Origin of the sequence: Providencia sp. Me31A, from assembly GCF_050487165.1 — a bacterium.
GTDB lineage: Bacteria > Pseudomonadota > Gammaproteobacteria > Enterobacterales > Enterobacteriaceae > Providencia.
Genome location: NZ_JBKQGZ010000053.1, coordinates 1 through 4919, shown reverse-complemented (window position 1 = coordinate 4919; position 4919 = coordinate 1). Strand labels below are relative to the sequence as shown.

At 41.6% G+C, this 4919-nt stretch carries 5 protein-coding genes; all 5 read right to left on the bottom strand.

All coding sequences use genetic code 11. From position 1 onward, the window contains the following. Positions 1-148: 148 nt before the first annotated feature. A complete protein-coding gene (locus ACLPIE_RS22575) occupies positions 149-268 on the bottom strand; it encodes a PAAR domain-containing protein (protein ID WP_458575241.1) in 120 nt (39 codons plus the stop codon). 12 nt (positions 269-280) lie between these two features. Continuing rightward, complete coding sequence (locus ACLPIE_RS22255; protein ID WP_430263814.1) at positions 281-1246, bottom strand: nuclear transport factor 2 family protein; 966 nt, start codon at positions 1244-1246, stop codon at positions 281-283. Between the two features lie 59 nt (positions 1247-1305). Next, positions 1306-2961, bottom strand: a complete 1656-nt coding sequence (locus ACLPIE_RS22250) for a hypothetical protein (RefSeq protein ID WP_430263813.1) — start codon at positions 2959-2961, stop codon at positions 1306-1308. Beyond that, positions 2958-3899, bottom strand: coding sequence for a DUF4123 domain-containing protein (locus ACLPIE_RS22245; RefSeq protein ID WP_430263812.1), 942 nt, complete (start codon positions 3897-3899; stop codon positions 2958-2960). The genes ACLPIE_RS22250 and ACLPIE_RS22245 overlap by 4 nt, the downstream gene beginning before the upstream one ends. After that, a partial coding sequence (locus tag ACLPIE_RS22240) for a type VI secretion system Vgr family protein (protein ID WP_430263811.1) occupies positions 3892-4919 on the bottom strand: 1028 nt, incomplete at its 5' end. The genes ACLPIE_RS22245 and ACLPIE_RS22240, both read right to left, overlap by 8 nt.

Sequence of the window (4919 nt, the reverse complement as noted above, 5' to 3'; positions counted from 1 at the left end):
TTGGCCCATAAAAAACGTTTATTAATTCTATATATTGACTTGGAAGTATCCTGATGGTTAAAAAAGTAACCAACGATATTGAGATTTTTCTTTGGATAATAGTTCATGAATAATCCACTCCTTATCTCATGGGATAGCTCTTGAATAACTACCGTGGGATACCTTGCCGAGCAACGACTTTTACCGTTGGTGAACCTGTAATGGCTTGGGTTGGGCCATGTTTTCCATGGCCTGTATCAGAGTCACCAATAAGAATAATTGTTGGCATAATAGTACCCGACTATATGACTGGAATGAATTTTCCATTTACTAAGGAAAAGATAGGAGAATAAAATCCGACAAACGTTCTATTGGTAGTACTATTAATATGACTATATGATATAGGTGAGTAATCAAAATCTTCTTTATAAACTAACCTCACCATTTTTCCATCATTCATAATTAGGGGCTCAAAGTTATCCCAATTAAGCGGGATCATTGTAAATTCTTTTTGCTTAAATTTTTCTGCGAATTCACGGGATTCAAATTGCCTATCGATCGTCCCCCCGGTTGTTTCCGCCCAAACTTTAAGTGAGGGAGTCAATATTTGTTTTATTTTTGATAAATCTTTTTGATTAAAAGCCGCCCAGAGTTCTAAATATGCGGCTTGTAACAGTTTGCGTTGTTCTGGGGTATCTTGGAAACTTTCAGAGTTCACCCATTCCCATTCAGGTAACCCAGCCATACTTATCTTTTTATTAAATTGGAATACAGTCATATCGTGCGGGTATTTATTGGGCCGAATATTCTGGCGTATTTTATTCTGATGCACTTTTTCTGTATTGGGGGCTTTAATCAATTTTTTCTCTACTTGTCTGTCCAGACCATCACCTTGATACGCTTCTGGCTCACCTTTTTCATTAATTTTAACCAGTAGCGTTGTTAATGGAATAATATCGCCATTATCCGTTATTTTATTGACCGTAATCTCACATTTTGCACTCGGATTAAACTGATTGATTTTATCTTTTGGCACCTCTTTAGTTGAAAACCAATTTGGTGATGCCATCTCAATACTAATAGTATTCTCACCATTACGCATCATTATCATCGAGTTTGTGCTTGTCGTACCAAAGCCTAATCCGCCACTCACAAGACCTGAGCGGTTATTAGTTCCACTTACCCCATTAGTTTTAATATCACAAAATGCATATTTCATATCGACAGAAGTACGAATAAGAAAGTCATTATCATCGGCATAACTCATAGACATATTTCCTAATATTAAGATTGTCGTCATACACAGTAAGTTGCTTAATTTCATTATTAACCTTTTCCAAAAGTATTTTTTAAAGCCGCGCCTGCTATGGATGTCGGTACGGCATTGACAGCTGAAGTAAGCGTGGCTAATTCCGGTCGTTGTCTTTCAGGTACTTTTCTAATTTGCCCTGCTAAATTAAAACGAATATCCGACTCTGTAAGTTCTAGGGGATCTGCAAACTGATAAATAGTCCATTCAGCTTCAAGAGGTGCACCTTCATAAATGGCGTCATCATCCCCTCCTAAAATAGAAACATCCGCCGTAAATTGAAATTTCAGCACAATACCATCATGACAAAGTACTAAGTCTATTCCATCATCATGGGCATCTAAAGCAAGCGCTCCTTTTGTTTCGAATCGTAGATGAAATTCAAAACAAGCCTCTAAAAAAAGGACATTGGCTTTGATATAAGCCCCCGCATCTGCTTTAAAGCCTACCTCAAACTTATTATCACCATCAAATGCAAACTCTTGTTGCTTGTCAGGAGTTTGAGCCATCCCCACAAAACAGTGAACAGCAAAAGAGAAAGTAATATCAATATTAATACCCGCACTAAATTTATCTTTACCTTTTTTCCTTTCTTCTAAAGCTTCACGTAACTTACTGATACCGCTGCTCAACGCTTTGCCACCATAAAGCGCAAGTACCTGCAAAACGTCAATTTTAAATGACCCGCCCCAAAAAGGCTTCCCTTCTAATGCACAAACTAATCGAGCTGAATCACGCTGAGTCACATTTTCCATAAAGAAGGTTAATCCAATCTCGATATCTGAAAAATCAAAAGAGAAAATAGGATATTTATCGGCGAATGGGGTCAACTTACCTTTTTGCTGATATAACAATTTTGTTTCGATATCATTAATAATTTGACTGACTTTCAATATGCCCGACAAGTCATCAAGAAACGTTTTCGTTTCGCTTATTTGCTTAATGGCCGTTAAATTATAGGGATGCCCTGCTAGCTCATAAAAAAAGCCGACATCAATACCTAGTGAGGTCGTTTTGACAAATGGGATCGGCGCTAATGTCCAGCCTTTATGGTACTTATTCAGCTTCTTCGGTAACGTATTTTTCCCTGGCCCGCCCTTGAGTCGTTCTGACTTTAATTTACTAATTTGCTTATCCCTTCGCTCTTTATCATTCGCTTTTCGAGTTTGAAAGGAGTAACTAAAATTAACAGAGAACCCAAACTTCACCGAAGGAATAACATCAAAGAACCAATCTTGTTTCGTACCAAGACAATTAGCCGCTGTAATATTGTACCTTCTTGGCGATTTGAATGCGTCAATAGGCGCCAGCATATTGACAAAGGTATTGAGTAAATTACTTGCGCTAAAAGTACCCGCATCACGACTTGCATTATAGGAAACTGAAACCGATTGAGAAGAGCCCAAACTCAATGCTTGTTCATAGTTTTTTGATGTGAGTATCGCGTTATGCTGAGCATTATTATGTTTCTTATCATTGAGCAGGATTTCTAATGGAACCCCGTCCCCCTCATCAATCACTGTTTCCGGTGATATAACATTCTCGCCTCGCCACTCTAAAATCACCTTATCCTTTGAGGTGTCTTTGACAAGTAAATCCAGATAACAAGGTTCAGGTATGTCACAGGTTTGCGTTGCACACCCTACTTTAGGTGATATTAATTTATCACTCATTGTCCATTTTCCTTTGCTAAGTCTGGCAACACATTTAAGATACGATTAGCCAAACGATGTACTCGATAATTTCCGGAACCCGTTTCATCAGCTAAAGACACACGCCATTCTTCTGGAATATCCTCAATTCGATAAATTTGGTATAATGCCAACATATAAGCAATTAACTGGTAGGAATGTTTATCATCGATTCTATGCTGCTGACAAAATGACGACAAATCACTCGCTAATTGCCAATTTTGCCGCCAAGTGGTTTCACCATAACGCTCTTGTATTTTTTGTGCTCTCGGCGCTGGCCGTTCAAAAGCGCTGACAACCCAATCCTCTAATGAAAAATCCATTTGTGATTGATGACTCATACTTTTGGCGTGAATAAAAAAGTAAATTAGCTGGTCTAAAAATTGGCGTTCAAAAACGAGATTTACCGCATCATATTGAGTGGGGGTAAAACGCATCAGCTTGCCCCCGAGCTTCGTATTATCGGGAAATCCGCGGCGTTCACGCTCAAAGCGGGAAGCCGTTTCCTCTCCCCATAACAACGTCTTCAGCTTCGTGATGGGACCTAAAAATACATGCAATCGCCAATTATCAAAAGTTCCAAGCACATCCCACACATTGCGAGGGTCATAAAAACGCCAAAAGACCGGCTTTTCTTGTCCGGGTATCATCACCATTAAGTATTTGCGTAAATGCTGTCGTAACTCTCGCATGGTTGCGTGCGTATAAACATAAATTCCCCAAGGTGTCTCTCGGGTATTTAACCAGCGCTGCACATCTTCGGTGACTTCAACTAAATAGGGCGCTAATGATACTATTTCAGGTTGAATAGGTTCGCTGTATAAGCAACTCGCCGGCGGTTCATGCTCTGCAAACAAATTGAAAACATCAGGCTCGGAAGCCGCATCAATAATGGCATAGCACGTTTCAGGTTTAACCATTTTCCGCCTCCTCTTGCCCTTCTTTCATAGGGCAATGCGCCACAAAGGCCGCACCACTGCTCGCGGCGGCTTTAAGCACCGCAGGGTTAGTCGCTTGCAGGATATCCCCAGGGCTTCCCCCTGAATTTAAGTTTATCGCCGGTCCTTTGATATCCACACCACCGCTGTGAACGACAATAAAGCTTCCGCCCACTTTTAACGTGATTTTACTGCTGCTTTGTAAGGTGATATCCCCTTGTGCATTCACACTGACCACACCTTGTATCGCCTCAACCAAGTCGCCCTCAATCGAAAGGTGTCGGTCTCCTTCAACTTTGTCTTGATAGTTACCAGTTGTTTTGTGCGCTTGATTACCTTCAACCGTCACTGTCCGATTACTGGCAACAACCAGTTCATCGTTATGGCCAATACTGGTTGTCCGGTCGTAGTTAATCCGTTCACCCCGAGAGTTCAGCACATTGATGGCTAAATTCTTTTGCGCATGCAGATAGATTTCTTCTTGGCCAGCTTCATCTTCAAAGCGCAGTTCGTTAAAACCATCCCCTTTATGGGTTTTGGTGCGAAACGTGGTGCGCGTTTTATGTTTAGGCAAATCAATTGGCGGCCGATTACGGCCGTTATACGTACACCCAGTGATAATCGGTTTATCTATGTCATTGTTAAGATAGGAAATAATTACTTCCTGCCCAATTCTCGGAATAGCCATAAACCCAAAGCCATCGCCGTTCCAACCCTGCGCCACACGCACCCAGCAGGAAGCGCTATGGTCAGGTTTGCCACGCCTATCCCAATGGAAATAAACCGTCACCGCCCCTTGTGAGTTGGTGTAAATTTCTTCCCCCGGTGGCCCGACAACCGTCGCTAACTCATCCCCATCGGCGGTGGGTTTATACCGATAAGGGGGACGCCACTCTTGGGTGCTGGGAATAAAGGAAAGCTGGTTACTCATTTGGGTGCCCTCACCGCCACTGTTGTCGGCAAGAGGTTGAACGCCGTGATGGGAGACACTCACCACCTGCC

Excerpts from the sequence above, each read along its gene's own strand:
- ACLPIE_RS22575 (WP_458575241.1), bottom strand. The coding sequence starts at position 268 with ATGCCAACAATTATTCTTATTGGTGACTCTGATACAGGCCATGGAAAA.
- ACLPIE_RS22255 (WP_430263814.1), bottom strand. The coding sequence starts at position 1,246 with ATGAGTTATGCCGATGATAATGACTTTCTTATTCGTACTTCTGTCGAT.
- ACLPIE_RS22250 (WP_430263813.1), bottom strand. The coding sequence starts at position 2,961 with ATGAGTGATAAATTAATATCACCTAAAGTAGGGTGTGCAACGCAAACC.
- ACLPIE_RS22245 (WP_430263812.1), bottom strand. The coding sequence starts at position 3,899 with ATGGTTAAACCTGAAACGTGCTATGCCATTATTGATGCGGCTTCCGAG.